General features: G+C 58.5%; 1 protein-coding gene. It reads right to left on the reverse strand.

The window, feature by feature from the left end; translation table 11 throughout:
- Positions 1-120: 120 nt before the first annotated feature.
- Complete coding sequence (locus AC1DRJ_RS31015; protein WP_477805472.1) at positions 121-516, reverse strand: DUF6124 family protein; 396 nt, start codon at positions 514-516, stop codon at positions 121-123.
- Between the last annotated feature and the right edge of the window lie 188 nt (positions 517-704).

Genomic DNA, 704 nt, shown 5'->3' on the forward strand with positions numbered 1-704 from the left:
ACTTTGAACAGCTTGATTGCGCAACTTCTTGCGCATCATGGCATTGAGGCAACATGAGGCAGTGGGCAAAAAAATGGGCACGCCAACGAGGTTGGGTGCCCATTTTTTATGAGCGGCGGTTCAGCTGACTCGGCTGTGTTTCCTGGCGAGAATCGCCGCCATTTCCGGCTCATCCAAGTCGTCCAGCGCTCGTTCTACCAACAGATGCACACCATCGGCCATGCGGCTGAGCGCCAAGGCTACGGAGCGGTGTGGGCCGTCCACATTGTCGGCGAGGTCGGCGGCGATGGCGCTGATGGACCGTGAGTCTTCCGAGGCGTTGGCGAGCAGTGCATCTGTGTTGATATCCGGGCAGACGCTGAAGAGCTGGCCGTTGCGTTTCGGTGGTTTTGATTTGGCGGGCGGGAAGTGGTGGTCGAGGGCGCGCTCGGCGGCGTCGTTGAGTTTGYTTGAATCGGGGCTTTCGTAGGGGGAGACCGGATCGGTGTCCGGTGGGTTGGGTGTGACCTTGAACATGTCTTAGCTCTCTCTGAATGAGGCTGCGACCAGTCCGCTACTAAACGTAATGGAGGCAGCTGTACGCAGGTTAGTAGACCGACGAGCTAAGAAATCGGCGCGCCCGAGGGCGCCCTACGCACAGCTACCATCAAGCGCAGGGTTGAGACCCTGTGTAGTGGTCTAATGAAACCGGACACCCATTTAGG

Source organism: Pseudomonas sp. P5_B2 (genome assembly GCF_056400445.1).